20 protein-coding genes are annotated in these 17,930 nt (G+C 60.0%); 13 read left to right on the top strand and 7 right to left on the bottom strand.

Annotated features, from left to right (window positions below):
• Nucleotides 1-5: 5 nt before the first annotated feature.
• Complete coding sequence (locus JFT85_RS15695; protein WP_003170746.1) at nucleotides 6-332, bottom strand: DUF883 family protein; 327 nt, start codon at nucleotides 330-332, stop codon at nucleotides 6-8.
• Nucleotides 333-486: 154 nt separating this feature from the next.
• On the opposite strand from JFT85_RS15695, the gene JFT85_RS15690 reads away from it, so the two are divergent.
• Together JFT85_RS15690 and JFT85_RS15685 are read left to right on the top strand one after the other, a co-directional pair.
• Nucleotides 487-702 carry a dodecin gene (locus JFT85_RS15690; protein WP_016969657.1) on the top strand — a complete coding sequence of 72 codons (216 nt, stop codon included), beginning with the start codon at nucleotides 487-489 and terminating at the stop codon, nucleotides 700-702.
• A gap of 113 nt (nucleotides 703-815) precedes the next feature.
• Nucleotides 816-1,043, top strand: a complete 228-nt coding sequence (locus JFT85_RS15685; protein ID WP_053253637.1) for a DUF1161 domain-containing protein — start codon at nucleotides 816-818, stop codon at nucleotides 1,041-1,043.
• A gap of 59 nt (nucleotides 1,044-1,102) precedes the next feature.
• Here JFT85_RS15685 and JFT85_RS15680 read toward each other — a convergent pair whose 3' ends face one another.
• Nucleotides 1,103-2,104, bottom strand: coding sequence for an LLM class flavin-dependent oxidoreductase (locus JFT85_RS15680; protein WP_053253638.1), 1,002 nt, complete (start codon nucleotides 2,102-2,104; stop codon nucleotides 1,103-1,105).
• Nucleotides 2,105-2,320: 216 nt separating this feature from the next.
• On the opposite strand from JFT85_RS15680, the gene JFT85_RS15675 reads away from it, so the two are divergent.
• Together JFT85_RS15675 and JFT85_RS15670 are read left to right on the top strand one after the other, a co-directional pair.
• Nucleotides 2,321-2,752 carry an OsmC family protein gene (locus tag JFT85_RS15675; protein ID WP_053253639.1) on the top strand — a complete coding sequence of 144 codons (432 nt, stop codon included), beginning with the start codon at nucleotides 2,321-2,323 and terminating at the stop codon, nucleotides 2,750-2,752.
• A 207-nt stretch (nucleotides 2,753-2,959) separates the two neighbouring features.
• Nucleotides 2,960-3,199 carry a DUF1161 domain-containing protein gene (locus JFT85_RS15670; protein WP_069551784.1) on the top strand — a complete coding sequence of 80 codons (240 nt, stop codon included), beginning with the start codon at nucleotides 2,960-2,962 and terminating at the stop codon, nucleotides 3,197-3,199.
• Here JFT85_RS15670 and JFT85_RS15665 read toward each other — a convergent pair whose 3' ends face one another.
• Entirely contained in the window at nucleotides 3,200-3,622 is a 423-nt protein-coding gene (locus tag JFT85_RS15665) for a PA0061/PA0062 family lipoprotein (protein WP_073638262.1), read from the bottom strand.
• A 142-nt stretch (nucleotides 3,623-3,764) separates the two neighbouring features.
• On the opposite strand from JFT85_RS15665, the gene JFT85_RS15660 reads away from it, so the two are divergent.
• Nucleotides 3,765-4,808, top strand: a complete 1,044-nt coding sequence (locus JFT85_RS15660; RefSeq protein WP_169876332.1) for an aminopeptidase — start codon at nucleotides 3,765-3,767, stop codon at nucleotides 4,806-4,808.
• 95 nt (nucleotides 4,809-4,903) lie between these two features.
• Here the strand turns inward: JFT85_RS15660 and JFT85_RS15655 are convergent, their stop codons facing one another.
• Complete coding sequence (locus JFT85_RS15655) at nucleotides 4,904-5,563, bottom strand: HAD family hydrolase (protein WP_069551786.1); 660 nt, start codon at nucleotides 5,561-5,563, stop codon at nucleotides 4,904-4,906.
• On the bottom strand, nucleotides 5,560-6,102 hold the full coding sequence (locus JFT85_RS15650) for a gamma carbonic anhydrase family protein (protein ID WP_069551787.1): 543 nt from the start codon (nucleotides 6,100-6,102) through the stop codon (nucleotides 5,560-5,562). Before JFT85_RS15650 ends, JFT85_RS15655 begins: the two co-directional genes overlap by 4 nt.
• Nucleotides 6,103-6,204: 102 nt before the next feature.
• Here JFT85_RS15650 and prlC point away from each other — a divergent pair, with 102 nt between their 5' ends.
• Entirely contained in the window at nucleotides 6,205-8,256 is a 2,052-nt protein-coding gene (gene prlC, locus JFT85_RS15645; RefSeq protein ID WP_053253645.1) for an oligopeptidase A, read from the top strand.
• On the top strand, nucleotides 8,253-8,525 hold the full coding sequence (locus tag JFT85_RS15640; RefSeq protein ID WP_027608125.1) for a YheV family putative zinc ribbon protein: 273 nt from the start codon (nucleotides 8,253-8,255) through the stop codon (nucleotides 8,523-8,525). Before prlC ends, JFT85_RS15640 begins: the two co-directional genes overlap by 4 nt.
• Before the next feature lie 7 nt (nucleotides 8,526-8,532).
• Here the strand turns inward: JFT85_RS15640 and JFT85_RS15635 are convergent, their stop codons facing one another.
• Entirely contained in the window at nucleotides 8,533-9,219 is a 687-nt protein-coding gene (locus tag JFT85_RS15635) for a dual specificity protein phosphatase family protein (RefSeq protein ID WP_201230097.1), read from the bottom strand.
• Nucleotides 9,220-9,492: 273 nt separating this feature from the next.
• Here JFT85_RS15635 and JFT85_RS15630 point away from each other — a divergent pair, with 273 nt between their 5' ends.
• The 6 genes from JFT85_RS15630 to JFT85_RS15605 all read left to right on the top strand — a co-directional run bounded on the left by JFT85_RS15630 (nucleotide 9,493) and on the right by JFT85_RS15605 (nucleotide 17,070).
• Nucleotides 9,493-10,245, top strand: a complete 753-nt coding sequence (locus JFT85_RS15630; protein ID WP_053253647.1) for a gluconate 2-dehydrogenase subunit 3 family protein — start codon at nucleotides 9,493-9,495, stop codon at nucleotides 10,243-10,245.
• Nucleotides 10,246-10,247: 2 nt separating this feature from the next.
• Nucleotides 10,248-12,032: a GMC family oxidoreductase gene (locus tag JFT85_RS15625; protein ID WP_053253648.1), complete on the top strand. Its 1,785-nt coding sequence runs from the start codon at nucleotides 10,248-10,250 to the stop codon at nucleotides 12,030-12,032.
• Nucleotides 12,033-12,044: 12 nt separating this feature from the next.
• A complete protein-coding gene (locus JFT85_RS15620; RefSeq protein WP_201230095.1) occupies nucleotides 12,045-13,343 on the top strand; it encodes a cytochrome c in 1,299 nt (432 codons plus the stop codon).
• Between the two features lie 81 nt (nucleotides 13,344-13,424).
• Entirely contained in the window at nucleotides 13,425-14,483 is a 1,059-nt protein-coding gene (locus JFT85_RS15615; RefSeq protein ID WP_073638257.1) for a PA0069 family radical SAM protein, read from the top strand.
• A gap of 228 nt (nucleotides 14,484-14,711) precedes the next feature.
• On the top strand, nucleotides 14,712-15,443 hold the full coding sequence (locus JFT85_RS15610; protein WP_053253651.1) for a carbonic anhydrase: 732 nt from the start codon (nucleotides 14,712-14,714) through the stop codon (nucleotides 15,441-15,443).
• A gap of 85 nt (nucleotides 15,444-15,528) precedes the next feature.
• Complete coding sequence (locus JFT85_RS15605; RefSeq protein ID WP_053253652.1) at nucleotides 15,529-17,070, top strand: SulP family inorganic anion transporter; 1,542 nt, start codon at nucleotides 15,529-15,531, stop codon at nucleotides 17,068-17,070.
• 67 nt (nucleotides 17,071-17,137) lie between these two features.
• On the opposite strand, the gene JFT85_RS15600 is transcribed toward JFT85_RS15605, so the two are convergent.
• Entirely contained in the window at nucleotides 17,138-17,785 is a 648-nt protein-coding gene (locus JFT85_RS15600) for a hypothetical protein (protein WP_053253653.1), read from the bottom strand.
• Nucleotides 17,786-17,930 lie beyond the last annotated feature (145 nt).

Genomic DNA, 17,930 nt, shown 5'->3' with positions numbered 1-17,930 from the left:
GTCAATCAGTCACCGCGTTTGCACAGCAGGTAAGCGGCCAGCAGGCCCAACGCGCCAACGGCAACGCCGGCGGTAGTCCATGGGTGCTCTTGCGCGTAGTCGCGGGTGGCGACGCCGGTTTCGCGGATTTTGACTTTGCTTTCTTCGTAGGCATCGCTGATCAGGTGGCGGGAGTGCTTGAGAGCATTCTCGGCATTACTTTTCAGGGCCTTCAGCGTTTTGCGCGACTCATCGGATGCATCATCCTTGAGGCTCTCAAGGGACTTGAGCAGGCTCGAAATCTCGGCTTCCATGCTTTCCAGCGACGCTTTGCGTAAAGAAGTGTTGGCCATGTGGGCTCTCCTGAAGTGATTGAGTGGCGTGTGTAGATACCGACTACGGCGTTTTCAGAAAGTGCAGTAAATCTGAACTTTCACCTACGAATAGCCGCCAGAAGCAGTACGAACATTGACTGCTACGCTCAGTAGAGACCTCAGGAGAAACGCTATGTCAGATCATCACACTTACAAGAAAGTCGAACTGGTGGGCTCGTCGACGACCAGCATCGAAGACGCCATCAACAACGCGATTGCCGAAGCGCATAAGAGCATCAAGCACTTGGAGTGGTTTGAAGTGACCGAAACCCGTGGCCACATCAAGGACGGCAAGGCCGCGCACTTCCAGGTCACGCTGAAGGTGGGGTTCCGAATTGCCAGTAGTTGATCACGTCGGTTGAACTTGCCGACTGGCCGATTGCCATAACCTGCGCTACACCCTTAGGGTGCCGATGCAATGCATCGGCACGCTCTTTTCGATCAGCGCAAGGAAAGTAACGGATGAAGAAGTTCCTGTTGGCGGTAGGTTTGTTGAGCATCGCGGGTACAGCCCTGGCGGCGGGCAAGCCTTGTGAGGAGCTGAAAAGTGAACTCGCAGCAAAGCTTGATGCGAAAGGCGTTCAGCATTATTCCCTGGATGTTGTCGATAAAGGCGCTGCAGCCGATGGAGATAAGGTGATTGGCTCCTGCGAAGGCGGCACCAAGGAAATCGTCTACAAACGCGGTTAATCCCGTGTTCCAGACATAAAAAACCGACGCGAGTGCGTCGGTTTTTTTTCGCCTCGGGCTCAGCCTTTCATCAGCTGTGCCAGCAGCTCGTAGGAATGAATCCGGTCAGCGTGCTCGTAGAGGTCGCTGGTAAAGATCAGCTCATCGGCACCGGTTTGCTCGATCAGCACTTCCAGTTTGGCGCGGATCTTGGCCGGGCCGCCGACCATGGCCAAGCCGAGGAAGCTGCCGACGGCGTCTTTTTCATGGGGTAGCCACAGGCCGTCCATGCTTTTCACCGGTGGGCGCTGCACCAGGCTTTGCCCGCGCATCAGCGCCAGAATGCGTTGGTACACGGACGTGGCGAGGTAATCGGCCTGCTCGTCGGTATCGGCCGCCACCAGCGGAATGCCGAGCATCACGTAGGGCTTGTCCAGCACGGCTGAAGGCTTGAAGTGATTGCGATACACGCGAATCGCCTCGTGCATCAAGCGCGGTGCGAAATGTGAGGCGAAGGCGTAGGGCAAACCCCTCTCTCCCGCAAGCTGCGCGCTGAACAGGCTGGAACCCAGCAGCCAGACCGGTACGTTGGTGCCAGTGCCCGGCACGGCGATCACCCGTTGGTCAGGCGTGCGTGGGCCGAGGTAGGCCATCAGTTCGGCCACGTCTTCGGGGAAATCGTCGGCGCTGCCCGAGCGTTCACGGCGCAGGGCGCGGGCGGTCATCTGGTCGGAACCGGGCGCGCGGCCCAAGCCCAGGTCGATACGGCCGGGGTACAGGCTTTCCAGCGTGCCGAACTGCTCGGCAATGACCAAGGGCGCGTGGTTGGGCAGCATGACGCCGCCGGAGCCGACGCGGATGGTCGAGGTGCCACCGGCCAGATAGCCCAGCAACACCGAGGTGGCCGAGCTGGCGATGCCGTCCATGTTGTGGTGTTCGGCCACCCAAAAACGGTTGTAGCCGAACTTTTCCACGTGCTGGGCGAGGTCCAGAGAGTTGCGCAACGATTGCGCGATGCTCCCGTTGGCGCGCACGGGCACGAGGTCGAGGGTCGAGAACTTCACGTCGGACAGCGATTTCATAAGCCTGCTTCTCCATTAGGTGCGCAGGCTTATAGACGAACCAAAACCTGCCGCTTCATGTGCATGTTCTATGCAATGAGGGCATATACCCGAGATTCAATAGAGGTGGAGAGATTTCCTACTAAATAACTAGGTTTTTCCGACAAGATGAACTTTGCCCGCGCATCTATCCTCAGAACCCTTACTGAAGCAAAACCACCGTTCGAGGAGACCGCTATGAGTATCGTTAAAAAAGCATCCGCGCATTGGGAAGGTGATCTGAAGACTGGGCTGGGTTCCATTTCCACCGAAACCGGCGTGCTGCGTGAAGCGCCTTACGGCTTCAAGGCCCGTTTCGAAGGAGGCAAGGGCACCAACCCTGAAGAATTGATCGGTGCGGCCCACGCCGGCTGTTTCTCCATGGCGTTTTCGATGATTCTCGGCGACGCCGGCCTCAAGGCCGACAGCATTGACACCCAGGCTGAAGTGACGCTGGACCAAGTGGAAGGTGGCTTTGCAATCACCGCCGTGCACCTGATCCTCAAGGCCAAGATTCCAGGCGCAAGCCAGGCCCAGTTCGACGAACTGAGCAAGAAAGCCAAGGAAGGGTGCCCGGTATCCAAGGTACTGAATGCGAACATCAGCCTGGATGCGACGCTGGTTAACTGATAAAGCATCTTCCAATGTGGGAGCGGGCTTGCTCGCGAACGGGGTGGACCAGTCAATATCACTGTGACTGACCCACCGCATTCGCGAGCAAGCCCGTTCCCACATTTAGTTGTGCGTTAAATCAGAACTCGTGTTTCCCAGATGTGGTCCTATACGCTATGCAACTTAGGCGCACACCCGTGCGCATGCATTCAGGGAGCTACACACATGAAACGTTTTGCCTTGGCGATCATCTGCGCTGTTTTGGCCACGTCGGCCGTGGCCGCGCCAAAAGATTGTGAAGAGCTCAGGAAAGAGATCGAGGTCAAAATCCAGGCTAATGCAGTGCCGTCCTACACCTTGGAAATCGTCAGCAAGGAAGAAGCCGACAAGCACGACGTTGCCATGGTCGTCGGCAGCTGTGAGAACGGTACCAAAGCTATCGTCTACCAAAAGAACAACGACTGATCAGATGCAGTTGACGCTGCGTTCTTGCGCCAGCAACTGCCGCGCTGTGTTGTACAGCCGGATGTTCGGCGTGTAGCCCAGCGAGCGGCCCTCCAGCACATAGCGCTGGCCTGCCTGGAAACTGTCGTACTGCAAGGTCATGAAGCAGGTCCGGTCCTGGGTCTGCGACAACCCGCCCAAACTGCCCCCGGTTGGCACCTCGAAATCAAAGCGCACCATCAGTTCGTGGCTGCCGGGTGGCACCTGAAAGAAACGCCCGTCGTTGAGGTTCTTGCCGTCCAGGCGCTGGGCCATCACCAGTTTGGCGCCCGGGGTCGGGGTGGCGAAATCGACCCATGCCTGGTGCGGATCGACCGGTGGCAATGGCGTCGAAGCACAGGCGCTGAGGAACAAGGCGGTGACGGGAAGCAAGAGCTGGCGCATGGCAGGCACTCAACGGAAGGAAAGAATTGAGCCGGGCGCACAAGGCGGCAGACTCTCTATGAGTATAAACACGTCACGGCATGGAAAAATTCCGCGCCGGCAGGATAGTCTGGCGAGCCAGTCACCCAGGAGCGGTCGGAGCATGTTGAGGCGTTTTCTTCCAGGGCTAATCGTCGTGTTGCTCAGCGGCTGTTCCAGCGTCAGTTATTACGCCCAGTTGGCTGACGGCCAATGGCAATTGCTGAGGGCCCGCGAGCCGGTTGCCGAGGTCATCGCCGACCCCTCTCGGCCACAGGCGCTGCGCGATCACCTGGCGCAATCGCAGAAGGCACGCACCTTTGCCAGCGAGCACCTGCACTTGCCTGACAACCAGAGTTACCGGTTGTACGCCGACATTGGCCGACCCTATGTGGTCTGGAATGTATTCGCCACGCCGGAATTCTCTCTATCCCCGCAAACCCATTGCTTTCCAATCGCCGGCTGCGTCGCTTATCGCGGCTACTACAACCAGGGCGCTGCGCGCGGCGAGGCGGCGGTGCTGCAGCAACGGGGAATGGACGTGTCGATTGGCGGTGTCGAGGCTTATTCCACGCTGGGTTGGTTCAACGATCCGATCATGAGTTCGATGATGCACTGGGGCGATGAGCGCCTGGCCACGCTGATTTTTCATGAATTGGCGCATCAGCGTTTTTATGTGAAGGATGACACCGAGTTCAACGAGTCTTATGCCAACTTCGTCGAGCAGGAAGGCACCCGCCAATGGCGTGCGGCGCGTGGCTTGGCGCCATTGAGCAATGCGGCGTTGCAGCAACGCGATCAGTTTATTCGGCTGGTACTTGATACCCGCAAGCGCTTGGAACAACTCTACGCCCAACCGCTGGCGACGGATGTAATGCGCCAGGCCAAAGCCGCAGAGTTCGAGCGCTTGCGCACAGCGTATCAGCACATGCGCGATAGCCAATGGGGCGGGGATAAACGTTACGACGTGTGGGTCAACCAGCCGATGAACAATGCGCGGCTGTTGCCGTTCGGGCTGTATGACCAATGGGTGCCGGCGTTTGCGGCGTTGTTTGCGCAGGAAGGCGGGGATTGGGTGAAGTTTTTTGCGGCGGTTGAAAAATTGGGTGGGTTGCCGGTGGCGCAGCGTAAGGCGGCGTTAAGGCAATTGGAGAGTGGTGGCCGTTAGGGCCTCTTCGCAGGCAAGCCAGCTCCCACAGTTGATCGATTTCCACACTTGGAATGCGGTCAAGTGTGGGAGCGGGCTTGCTCGCGAAGGCGATCTCAAGCGCGCTGCAAAAACGCCTGATGCATCTCATCCAACGTCGCAAAATGCCAAGTCGGCGCCTCGGCATTCAACTCTTCAAAACTGCCGAACCCATACCCCACCGCCGCCGAATCCAGGCCATTGCTGCGTGCTCCGATCAGGTCGTGCTTGCGATCACCAATCATCAAGGTGGTCGCCGGGTCCAGGCCTTCTTCGCTCATCAAGTGAGCAATCAGCTCGACTTTATGCGTGCGCGTCCCATCCAGCTCGCTGCCGTAGATGACTTTGAAGTGCTTGGCAAAATCGAAATGCCGGGCGATCTCGCGGGCGAACACCCACGGCTTGGACGTGGCCACATACAGCTGACGGCCCTGGCCGTTCAGCGTTTCCAGTAACGGCATGACGCCGTCGAACACGCGGTTTTCGTACAGACCGGTGACCTTGAAACGCTCGCGATAGAAATTCACCGCCTCCCAGGCCTTGGCTTCATCGAAGCCATAGAACTGCATGAAGGCTTGCAGCAACGGCGGGCCGATAAAGTGTTCCAGCTTGGTCAGGTCCGGCTCGTCGATACCCAGTTTGCCGAGGGCATACTGGATCGAGCGGGTGATGCCTTCGCGCGGATCGGTCAGGGTGCCGTCCAGGTCGAACAGGACGGTTGGGTAATGCAGGGTCATTGATCGAATCCTTCCGCCAAGTGCAGGTCTTTGAGCTTCACGTAGTTTGCTGCGCTGTAGGTGAAGAACGCGCGTTCCTTGTCAGTCAACGGACGGATTTGTTTAACCGGGCTGCCCACATACAAAAAGCCGCTGTCGAGTGTCTTGCCCGGTGGCACCAGGCTGCCGGCGCCGATGATGACGTCGTCTTCGACCACCGCGCCGTCCATCACGATGCTGCCCATGCCGATCAAGATCCGATTGCCCACGGTGCAGCCATGCAGCATGACCTTGTGGGCGATGGTCACGTCATCGCCGATCAGCAGCGGGAAGCCATCCGGGTTGAACGGCCCGGCATGGGTGATGTGCAGCACACAGCCGTCCTGCACGCTGGTGCGCGCACCGATGCGGATGCGGTGCATGTCGCCGCGAATCACGGTCAGCGGCCAAACCGAGCTGTCGGCGCCGATTTCGACATCGCCGATCACCACCGCCGAAATATCGACAAAAGCCCCGGCGCCCAGGGTTGGCGTGTGGTTCTGATAGGTGCGAAGGGTCACGATAGCCTCTCTCTCTTCTGCTGATAGCTGCGGTGGGCGTTGATTGTAATTAAGATGGCCCCATCTTTGTTCTTACATGTTTCTTCAGCCAAGGTGCCAACCGTGAGCGCGAACAACCCTCTTCTGCAGTCCTACGACCTGCCGCCGTTCTCGGCGATCCGTGCCGAGCACGTTCAGCCGGCCATCGAACAGATCCTCGCCGACAACCGCGTTGCCATCGAAGGCATCCTGCAAAGCCAGGGCAAAAATCCGACATGGGCCGGTCTGATACTGGCCATGGACGAGCTGAATGACCGCCTGGGCGCCGCCTGGAGCCCGGTCAGCCACCTCAACGCCGTGTGTAACAGTGCCGAGCTGCGCGAAGCTTACGAAGGCTGCCTGCCAGCATTGAGCGCCTACTCCACCGAGATGGGCCAGAACCGCGCACTGTTCCAGGCCTTCGAGGCCCTGGCCAACAGCCCCGAAGCGGCCGGCTTCGATGTGGCGCAAAAAACCATCCTGGAACATTCCCTGCGCGACTTCCGCCTCTCGGGTATCGATTTGCCGCCTGAGCAGCAAAAACGTTACGCCGAGGTGCAGAGCAAGCTGTCCGAGCTGGGCAGCAAATTTTCCAACCAACTGCTGGATGCTACTCAGGCCTGGACCAAACACGTCACCGATGAAGCCACTCTCGCCGGCCTGACCGACTCCGCCAAGGCGCAAATGGCGGCTGCCGCCCAGGCCAAAGGCCTCGACGGCTGGCTGATCACCCTTGAATTTCCGAGCTACTACGCGGTGATGACCTACGCCCAGGACCGCGCCCTGCGTGAAGAAGTCTACGCGGCCTACTGCACCCGTGCGTCGGACCAAGGCCCGAATGCCGGTCAGAACGATAACGGCCCGGTGATGGAACAGATCCTCGACCTGCGTCAGGAACTGGCCACGCTGTTGGGTTATGCGTCCTTCTCAGAGCTGAGCCTGGCCACCAAAATGGCTGAATCCAGCGACCAGGTGCTGAGCTTCCTGCGTGACCTGGCCAAGCGCAGCAAGCCGTTTGCCGCCCAGGACCTGCAACAGCTCAAGGCCTACGCCGCCGAACAAGGCTGCGCCGACCTGCAAAGCTGGGACAGCGGTTTCTACGGTGAAAAACTGCGCGAGCAGCGCTACAGCGTTTCCCAGGAAGCCCTGCGCGCCTACTTCCCGATCGACAAAGTGCTCAGCGGGCTGTTTGCCATCGTCCAGCGCCTGTACGGCATCGAAATCGCCGAGCAAAAAGGCTTCGACACCTGGCACCCGGATGTTCGCCTGTTTGAAATCAAGGAAAACGGCCAGCACGTCGGGCGTTTCTTCTTCGACCTGTACGCCCGCGCCAACAAGCGGGGCGGTGCCTGGATGGATGGCGCGCGCGACCGTCGCCGCACGATCGACGGCGTATTGCAAAGCCCGGTGGCCAACCTGGTGTGCAACTTCACCCCGGCCGACAGCGGCAAACCTGCGCTGCTGACCCACGATGAAGTCACCACGCTGTTCCACGAATTCGGCCACGGCTTGCACCACCTGCTGACCCGCGTTGAACACGCTGGCGTGTCCGGCATCAACGGTGTGGCCTGGGATGCGGTGGAGTTGCCGAGCCAGTTCATGGAGAACTGGTGCTGGGAGCCGGAAGGCCTGGCGCTGATCTCCGGCCACTATGAAACCGGTGAGCCGCTGCCTCAGGACCTGCTGGAAAAAATGCTGGCGGCGAAGAACTTCCAGTCCGGCCTGATGATGGTGCGCCAACTGGAATTCTCGTTGTTCGACTTCGAGCTGCACGCCACCCATGGCGATGGTCGCACCGTGGCGCAGGTGCTTGAAGGCGTGCGCGATGAAGTCTCGGTCATGCGCCCACCGGCCTACAACCGCTTCCCTAACAGCTTTGCGCACATCTTTGCCGGCGGTTACGCGGCGGGCTATTACAGCTACAAGTGGGCGGAAGTGTTGTCGGCGGATGCCTTCTCCAAGTTCGAGGAAGAGGGTGTGCTCAACGCGGAAACCGGTCGCGCCTTCCGCGAAGCGATTCTGGCGCGGGGCGGTTCCCAGGCGCCGATGGTGCTGTTCGTCGACTTCCGCGGACGGGCGCCGTCGATTGACGCACTCTTGCGTCACAGCGGCCTGAGTGAGGACGCGGCAGCATGAGCGAAGGGCCTGTGATAACCAAAAAGCAATTTATCGCCGGGGCGGTCTGCCCGGCGTGCAGCGAGCCGGACAAGTTGAAGATGTGGACTGAAGACAGCGTGCCGCACCGTGAGTGTGTGGCCTGCGGTTATACCGACACGCTGAATGATCAAGGCTTGTCGGTGCCCAAGGAATTGGGCACGCGGGTGAATACATCGGCGCTGAAGGCGCCGGACCCGAAGGTGCAGGCCGTGCAGTTTTTCCCCAATCCCAAGCTGAAAAAGGACTGATGCCCGCTTAGGGTGTGCGTACCCAATCAGTGTCTTTCTTTGGCTCCACACGGCTGCTGCTGGCCGTGTTGAGCCAACTGCTCATCGAGCACAGGGCAAACGCGCTGGTGCTGCAATCGCCATTCGCCAAGGCTGTACGCAACTTGTCGATATCGGCCTTCATCATGTAGCGAACGCCGTCCTTGAAGCCGTTACTGGTGCCGAAGCCGCCCAAGGTCATCTCGTTCAGCGCGTCTTCTTTGCTCCACCCCTGGATCACCACGCGATACATCGCGGCCATCAGGCCTGTGCGGTCAGAGCCGTGTTTGCAGTGCATCAGCACGGGGCCGTTAACTTCTGCTTGCTGGATGGCCCTGAGCGCCGCCAGCACGTCGGAATCGTCGACGTGGTTGGTGCGATAAGTCAGCTGCACCTGTTTGATATCAGATGTCTTCAGCCACGACGCATCAGATTCCGGCAAGAAGTTGATCACCGTGCCGATCTTGAGTTTTTCCAGTACGGGCACGGCGCTGCTGTCCGGCAATGCGCTGCGATACAGGGTGGGCGTCATCTGGTGCAGGTTGAATTGGCCGCCCACAGGCTGGGCCCACTCCGCTGAGCGCAGGGACGTGGCCTCGTCGGCTTGAGCCTGCAGTGTGCTGAGCAGAGCCATGAACGCCAGGCCGAGGGCAGGCAGCAAACGGATTGTGAACATGCGCGTTGGGACCGAATAGGAAGGGCTGATAGGCCACAGATTCGCCTGCGCGGGGTCAACATGGCGTGAGGTACTCGTCAAAGAATCGTGAAGACCCGACCTGATCCGCTGTTTTTCTCGGTTAATCGATTCTTCTCAATTCTTAGCCTGCTATCATTTGTAACTATTGTTTGCGAGCCTGCTCTAGCCCATTGGCTCCTAGTTGCTCGGCAAACCTTCACGCTGCTCCCAGAAGCGGCTGATCAATCCGTGACCACATGATGAGGTGCACCCATGTCTGATCAAGATCAAGACAACCCCCGGCGTGACTTTTTGCGCAAATCCTTGACCTTGATCCCGGTGGTCACGGTTGCCAGCACCGGCCTTGGCGGCTCGATGTTGATGGCCACGCCGGAGCCGGCCCAGGCCGCTCCGGCCAAGCCGCCCGCCAGCGACAAAGCCTATGAACCGAGCTACTTCACCGCCGAAGAATGGGCGTTCATCAACGCGGCCGTCGCCCGCCTGATTCCCGCTGACGCCCAAGGCCCTGGCGCCCTGGAAGCCGGCGCGCCGGAATACATCGACCGCCAGATGAACACGCCGTATGCCGCCGGCGCCCTGTGGTTCATGCAAGGCCCGTTCAACGCCGATGCGGCGCCGGAGATGGGCTGGCAGAGCAAACTGGTGCCCAAGGACATCTATCGCCTGGGCATTGCCGCGACGGATGCATGGTCGAAGGCGTTCAATGGCAAAGCTTTTGCTGCGCAAGACAGCGCTACCCAGGACGACATGCTACGGCGCATGGAGGCTGGCGGCAGTGAAATGACGGCGCATTTCGAAGCCGTGCCCGCGAAAATGTTTTTCAACCTGCTGCTGCAAAACACCAAGGAAGGGTTCTTCTGCGACCCGGTCCACGGCGGCAATAAAGGCATGGTCGGCTGGACAATGATCGGCTTCCCCGGCGCGCGCGCCGATTTCATGGACTGGGTTGAACGCAACGAGCAATACCCCTTCCCGGCTGTTTCCATTCGCGGCGAGAGGGCATAAACGTGGCGACCATCATGAAGAAAGTGGACGCGGTGATCGTGGGCTTCGGCTGGACAGGCGCGATCATGGCCAAGGAATTGACCGAGGCAGGCCTCAATGTGGTTGCGCTGGAGCGCGGCCCGATGCAGGACACCTATCCGGACGGCAACTATCCGCAGGTCATCGACGAACTGACCTACAGCGTGCGTAAAAAACTCTTCCAGGACATCTCCAAGGAGACGGTGACCATTCGCCATAGCGTGAATGACGTCGCCTTGCCCAACCGCCAGTTGGGCGCGTTCCTGCCCGGCAATGGCGTGGGCGGCGCGGGTTTGCACTGGTCGGGCGTGCATTTTCGCGTCGACCCTATCGAACTGCGCATGCGTAGCCACTATGAAGAGCGCTACGGCAAAAATTTCATTCCCAAAGACATGACCATCCAGGACTTCGGCGTGAGCTACGAAGAATTGGAGCCGTTTTTCGACTACGCGGAAAAAGTCTTCGGCACCTCCGGTCAGGCCTGGACCGTAAAAGGTCAGGTGGTGGGCGAAGGGCGTGGCGGCAACCCATACGCACCGGATCGTTCCAACCCGTTCCCGCTGGAGTCGCAGAAAAACACCGTGTCCGCACAGCTGTTTCAGAAGGCGGCTGCCGAGGTCGGTTACAAACCCTACAACCTGCCGTCGGCCAATACCTCGGGGCCGTACACCAACCCCTACGGCGCGCAGATGGGCCCGTGCAACTTCTGCGGGTTCTGCAGCGGTTACGTGTGCTACATGTATTCCAAGGCCTCGCCAAACGTAAACATCCTGCCAGCACTGCGCCAGGTGCCGAACTTTGAGCTGCGGCCCAATTCCCACGTACTCAAGGTCAACCTCGACAGCACCAAGAGCAAGGCCACCGGCGTGACCTATATCGACGGCCAGGGTCGGGAATGCGAGCAACCGGCGGATCTGGTGATCATCGGCTCCTTCCAGTTCAACAACGTACGTCTGATGTTGCTCTCGGGTATCGGCAAACCCTACGACCCGATTACCAATGAGGGTGTGGTAGGCAGGAACTTCGCCTACCAGAACATGGGCACCATCAAGGCCTTCTTCGACAAGGACACCCACACCAACAACTTCATCGGTGCGGGCGGCAATGGCGTGGCCATTGATGACTTCAACGCGGATAACTTCGACCACGGGCCGCACGGCTTTGTGGGAGGCTCGCCGATGTGGGTCAACCAGGCCGGCAGCCGGCCGATTGCCGGTACGTCCAACCCGCCGGGCACCCCGGCGTGGGGCAGTGCCTGGAAACGTGCCACCGCCGATTACTACACCCACCAGGTGTCGATGGACTCCCACGGCGCGCATCAATCCTACCGAGCCAACTACCTGGACCTCGACCCGGTGTACCGCGATGCCTACGGTTTGCCATTGCTGCGGATGACGTTCGACTGGCAGGAAAACGACATCAAGATGAACCGTTTCATGATGGAAAAAATGGGCAAGGTTGCTGAAGCGATGAACCCCAAGGCCATTGCCGTGCTGGGCAAAAAGGTCGGCGAGCATTTCAACACGGCGTCCTACCAGACCACTCACCTCAACGGTGGCGCGATCATGGGCACCGACCCGAAAACCAGCGCGCTGAACCGCTACCTGCAGAGTTGGGATGTGCACAACGTATTTGTCCCGGGCGCATCCGCTTTCCCACAAGGCTTGGGTTACAACCCTACCGGCCTGGTGGCGGCGTTGACCTACTGGTCGGCGCGGGCGATCCGCGAGCAGTACCTCAAGAATCCCGGCCCACTGGTTCAGGCATAAGGAGCGATGACCATGAAAGCACTCGTTATCGCCTCCCTGGCGTTGCTCAGCAGCTGCTCGGTAAGCGCCGCCGAAACCGACTTGATCAAGCAGGGCGAATACCTGGCTCGCGCGGGTGACTGTGTGGCCTGCCACACTGCCAAGGGCGGCAAGCCGTTCGCTGGCGGCCTGCCGATGGAAACGCCCATCGGCGTGATCTATTCCACCAACATCACCCCGGACAACACGGGCCTGGGCAACTACAGCTTCGAAGACTTCGACAAGGCCGTGCGCCATGGTGTCGCCAAGAACGGTAGTACGCTTTACCCGGCGATGCCGTATCCGTCCTACGCACGCGTCAGCGACAGCGATATGCAGGCGTTGTATGCGTATTTCATGAAAGGGGTTGAGCCGGTCGCCCAAGCGAACAAGGACAGTGACATTCCGTGGCCCTTGAGCATGCGCTGGCCGTTGGCGGCCTGGCGCTGGATGTTTGCCCCGACGGTTGAGGAGCATCCGGCACAGGTCGCCGCCGACCCGGTGATCAGCCGTGGCGCCTACCTGGTTGAAGGCCTCGGCCACTGTGGCGCCTGCCATACGCCGCGCGCGCTAACCATGCAGGAAAAAGCCCTGAGTGCCGCGGACGGCACTGCCTTCCTGTCCGGCAGCGCGCCGTTGGAAGGCTGGATCGCGAAAAGCCTGCGTGGCGACCACAAGGACGGCCTCGGCAGTTGGAGCGAGGAGCAACTGGTGCAGTTCCTCAAGACCGGTCGCAGTGACCGCAGCGCGGTGTTTGGCGGCATGAGTGATGTTGTCGTGCACAGCATGCAGTACATGTCGCAGGACGACCTGACCGCTATCGCCCGTTACCTCAAAAGCCTGCCGGCGGTCGATCCCAAGGATCAGCCGCATCAGTACGATAAACAGGTGGCCGACGCGCTGTGGAAAGGCGATGACAGCAAACCGGGCGCGTCGGTGTATATCGACAACTGCGCCGCCTGCCACCGTACGGACGGCCATGGTTATACGCGGGTGTTCCCGGCACTGGCGGGTAACCCGGTGTTGCAGACGGCGGATGCCACGTCGTTGATCAACATTGTGTTGAACGGTGGAACCTTGCCGGCAACTCACACGGCGCCGTCGACATTCACCATGCCGGCTTTTGCCTGGCGTTTGTCGGACCAGGAAGTGGCGGATGTCGTCAGTTTCGTTCGCGGCAGCTGGGGTAACAAAGGCGCGCCCGTGACAGCCAGTGACGTGGCCGACCTGCGCAAGAGTGACATGCGCACCACCTCAGGCGATGACCTGGGGCAGGTAACGCAAAAGCACTGATCCTGGCCTGACCGCCAAACGGCACTGGTCAGAACCCTCGCGCCTCGATACTGTATATAAAAACAGTATCGAGGCGTTTTCATGTCTACTCCGTTGCCGCCCCGTGGCCGGGGCACGGCCACCAACCTGCACAACCGTTTTGCGCCGACTGCCAGCGTGGTCGAGGACGACGGCTGGTTTCAGGAAGTGCCGCCGACCCAGGGCACCGAAGTGCGGATCGAGACGGCCAAGAGCATCATCACCCGCAACAATTCGCCGGACTTGCCCTTCGATCGCTCGATCAACCCTTATCGCGGCTGTGAGCATGGCTGCATCTACTGCTATGCGCGGCCCAGCCATGCCTATTGGGACCTGTCGCCGGGGCTGGATTTCGAAACCAAACTGATCGCCAAAACCAATGCCGCCGACGTGCTCGAACAACAGCTGTCGAAGCCGGGCTATGTGTGCGCACCGATCAATCTGGGCTCCAATACCGACCCGTACCAGCCTATCGAGCGCGAATACAAAATCACCCGGCAAACCCTCGAAGTGCTGCTGCGTTATCGGCACCCGGTGACGATCATCACCAAGGGTTCGCTGATCCTGCGCGATCTCGATGTGCTCACTGAATTGGCGCGCCAACGCCTGGTGGCGGTGATGATCAGCCTCACCAGCCTGGACGACGAGCTCAAGCGCATCCTGGAACCGCGCACGGCGGCGCCCAAGGCGCGATTGCGGGCGATTCGAGTGATGCGTGAGGCCGGTATCCCGGTGGGGGTGCTGTGCTCGCCGATGATTCCGATGATCAACGACAGTGAACTGGAAAGCCTGCTGACCGAAGCTCACGCGGCCGGGGCGCAGAGCGCCGCGTATATGATGCTGCGCTTGCCATTGGAAGTGGCGCCGTTATTCGAGGAGTGGCTGGCGGCGCATTACCCGCAGCGGGCGGCCCATGTGATGAGCCTGGTGCGCCAGGTGCGTGGGGGTGAGGTGTACGACAGCCGCTTTGGTGTGCGCATGCGCGGCGAGGGGCCGTTTGCTGATTTGTTGGCGCAGCGCTTCAGCAAGGCGATCAAGCGGCTGGGACTCAATCGCCGGGAGGGGTTTAACCTGGATTGTTCGGCGTTTTGCCCGCCTGGCAGGCAAATGGCATTGTTGTAGACTGACGAGGAAGAACGCATTGTTTCTGTAGGAATAGTCGCGTTTTGACATCAATGAAACCCACGATCTAGAGCGGTTCATTCAGTTTGAGTTAAGTTTCGACGGTTACCTTGTTCAGCGAGTGACTGATGAGTCGGCGCCTCGGTTTGTGTGGTTTTCCAACTATTTCACAGCCTGGGCGTCGAATAGACCTGAACACTCACCCTGCATTAATCAAGAGGATGAATCATGAGTGACAAGGATAAACAGCCGTTGGCTGCGTCGGCTTCAGCCCCTCAGGTGGCGGAAACCGCCGATGCAGCGCTAAAGCACATCGTTGACGGCTTTTTGCATTTCCATCACGACGTCTTCCCTCAGCAGGAAGAACTCTTCAAGAAACTCGCCACGGCCCAGAGCCCGCGCGCAATGTTCATTACCTGCGCCGACTCACGCATCGTGCCCGAGCTGATTACCCAAAGCTCGCCCGGCGACCTGTTCGTGACCCGTAACGTAGGTAACGTGGTGCCGCCCTACGGCCAGATGAACGGTGGTGTTTCCACCGCCATCGAGTACGCGGTATTGGCCCTGGGCGTGCAGCACATCATTGTGTGCGGGCATTCCGATTGCGGCGCCATGCGCGCAGTGCTCAACCCCCAGAGCCTGGAAAAGATGCCGACGGTAAGGGCCTGGTTGCGCCACGCCGAGGTCGCCAAGTCCATGGTCGAGGACAACTGCGACTGCGCCAATGAAGGCGAAAGCATGAAGGTGCTGACCGAAGAAAACGTCATCGCCCAGTTGCAACATTTGCGCACCCACCCTTCCGTGGCCTCGCGCATGGCCAATGGTCAGTTGTTTATCCATGGTTGGATCTACAACATCGAGACCAGCGAAATTCGCGCATACGACGCAGACCAGGCGGCGTTCCGACCGCTGGGCGGCGACGGGCCAATCCCTTGCGCGACGCCTAAAGCGCGCTTCTAAAACACTTCCCTGCCGGGTAAAGCGGTGGCTGCCATGGATGCAGCCAGGCTTTACCGCTCCCGGCGAATGCCTCGGGAGAGTCATCATGCGTGCTGCTCAATTGAAAGCTGTTTTGCCACGGGAGCTGCTGGCCTCCGTGGTGGTGTTTCTGGTCGCCCTGCCCTTGTGCATGGGCATCGCGATTGCTTCCGGTATGCCCCCGGCCAAAGGGCTGATCACCGGGATTATCGGTGGCCTGGTAGTGGGCTGGTTGGCGGGTTCGCCGCTGCAGGTCAGCGGCCCGGCAGCGGGCCTGGCGGTGTTGGTGTTCGAGTTGGTGCGCCAGCACGGCATGATGATGCTCGGACCGATCCTGCTGCTGGCGGGTTTCCTGCAATTGGTGGCGGGGCGCTTGCGCCTGGGCTGCTGGTTCCGGGTCACGGCCCCGGCCGTGGTGTACGGCATGCTGGCGGGGATCGGCGTGCTGATTGTGCTGTCCCAGGTGCATGTGATGCTCGATGGCGCCCCCAAACCTTCCGGGCTGGATAACCTGGCAGGCTTCCCCGCCGCAGTGGCTGAAGCCATTCCGACCCTCGGCGGTGGCCTTGGCTGGCAGGCCGGTTTACTGGGGCTGTCGACGATGCTGGTGATGTACCTGTGGGACAAATTCCGTCCCCACGCACTGCGGTTTGTGCCGGGTGCCTTGTTGGGCGTGGGCCTGGCAACGGTCACCAGCCTGGTGCTGGCGTTGCAGGTCAAGCGCGTGGAAGTCCCGGAAAACCTCGCTGACGCGATCGACTGGTTGCGCCCCAGTGACCTCCTCAACCTGGCTGATCCACAGCTGTTGATCGCCGCGTTCGCCGTGGCGTTTATTGCCAGCGCGGAAACCCTGCTGTCTGCCGCTGCAGTCGACCGTATGCACAGCGGTCAGCGTTCTGATTTCGACAAGGAATTGTCTGCTCAAGGTGTGGGCAACATGCTCTGCGGCTTGGTGGGCGCCCTGCCGATGACCGGCGTGATCGTGCGCAGCTCGGCCAACGTGCAGGCCGGCGCTACCACGCGGTTGTCGGCGATGTTCCATGGCCTGTGGCTGCTGGGGTTCGTGCTGTTGCTGTCGAGCGTGCTGCAAAGCATTCCGGTGGCGAGCCTGGCGGGTGTGCTGGTGTACACCGGGATCAAGCTGGTGGACGTGAAGGCGTTCCGGGCGTTGGGCCGCTATGGGCGGATGCCGATGTTCACCTATGCCGCGACGGCGCTGGCGATCATCTTTACCGACCTGCTCACCGGTGTGCTGGTGGGCTTCGGGCTGACATTGCTGAAGCTGGCCTTCAAGGCTTCGCGACTGAAAGTCAGCCTGATCGACCTGCCCCAGGACCGTGAGATGGAGTTGCGCTTGACCGGTGCGGCGACCTTTTTGAAAGTCCCGGCGCTGACTCAGGTGCTGTCGACGGTGCCTGCGGGGACCACCTTGCACGTGCCGCTGAGTAACCTGAGTTACATCGACCATTCGTGCCTGGAGTTGCTTGAGGAATGGGGCCGGGCGAATGCGGCCAAGGGCTCGACGCTGGTGATTGAGGCGCGCGGGTTGAAGCGCCGGTTGGAAGGCCGGGTGCGCACGACGGTGGGAATCGGTTCGGCACCTGCCTGAACCCCACAAAACATTGTGGGAGCCGGGCAAGCCCGCTCCCACATTGGATCGTTATCAGGTCGGCAGTTTAAGCCGGCTGATCCAGCGCCAACTCAACGCCCAACTGCCGCGAAAGGCACGGCCAGCGCTTCCACGCGGCTTCCGTTTCCGGGCTTTTCAGCTGGTCGCGATACGCCTCGACCGACTCCAGCGCAAAGCTTTCTTCGTTGAGCATTTCATCCACCGCCAAATGCACCGCTTCATCCAGCTGATTGGCAAACTGCTCGCCGATCAGTTGGTGGGCGATCAAATTGGCCACGGTGGTATCCGCCGGAATCAGCGGTTGGCCGAAATGCTTGATATACAGGTCGTTGACCTCTTCCACCAAACGATGGGCCAGGTAGGCCTCGTCCAGCAGACCGTCGAGGCCTTCATGGCCGGCCAGAATCGCCGGCGGTTGCAGGAAGAAATGCTCGGCGATCTTCAGTACCGGCTTGATCTGGCTTTCGATCCCGGCTTCGCGGGCCACGTCGTTGGCAGCTTCCAGCAAGTCCGGGACGAGCTCGATGTAGGCGGTGACAAAACGGGTCATGACAATGTTGCGATCACCGTCAGCCAGGGAGATGGCCGAATGCAGGTGCGGCAATTGTTTTTCCAGTTGCTGGGCAAGCTGGCCAGTGCTGGCTTCGTGTTGATGGGCACGGGAAATCTGCTCGCGCAATGCGGCGGTGTTCATGAAAGCTCCAGTGAAGCAGGCGTAGGAAAAGGGAGAAGATAAGGTAGCTCGTTTATACGAGCACCTAAGACGCATTTGTCATAATTATTTCATGGTTATGCGCAGGCGTTATATTGAATTGCCATCGCTCGTCGGATAAACGTTT

Source organism: Pseudomonas sp. TH04 (genome assembly GCF_016651355.1).
Classification (GTDB): domain Bacteria; phylum Pseudomonadota; class Gammaproteobacteria; order Pseudomonadales; family Pseudomonadaceae; genus Aquipseudomonas; species Aquipseudomonas fluorescens.
The sequence above is the reverse complement of the archived record's forward strand: the minus strand, read 5'-3'. Positions and strand labels throughout refer to the sequence as shown.